At 55.6% G+C, this 504-nt stretch carries 1 pseudogene; it reads left to right on the top strand.

Annotated features, from left to right (window positions below):
* Positions 1-504, top strand: a pseudogene (locus ACTHUF_RS11075) (hypothetical protein); the annotation flags it as partial.

Genomic DNA, 504 nt, shown 5'->3' with positions numbered 1-504 from the left:
AAACCACCGTTGACACCAAAGGCCTGACCTTCAACGGCGACAGCGGCAGCACCAATGTCGAAAAACTCGGTTCCACCGTGACCGTTGCCGGCGACGACAACATCACGACTGAAGCCCAAGGCGACACTGTAACCGTCAAGCTGAACAAAGACCTGGTGGTAGACAGCGTCAAAGCCGGCGACACCACCGTTAACAACGACGGTGTGAAAGTAGGCGACGATGTCGCATTGACCCAAGACGGCGTTAAAGCAGGCGACGTCAAACTGACTAAAGACGGATTGAACAACGCCGGTAACAAAGTGACCAACGTAGCCGCCGGTACCGAAGATACCGACGCCGTCAACTACGGTCAGTTGAAAGAGACCAACGCCAATGTGGCCAAAGGTCTGAACATTGCCGCCGACAACGGCAGTGACGACAACGTCCAACTGGGCGAAACCGTTGCCTACCGCAGCAGCGACCGCAACATCGTTACCACCGTGTCCGACAACCAGATTGACTTCA

The organism is Neisseria sp. P0024.S006, assembly GCF_051956595.1.
Classification (GTDB): domain Bacteria; phylum Pseudomonadota; class Gammaproteobacteria; order Burkholderiales; family Neisseriaceae; genus Neisseria.
Note: the sequence above shows the minus strand (reverse complement) of the source record. Positions and strands in the feature narration are given on the sequence as shown.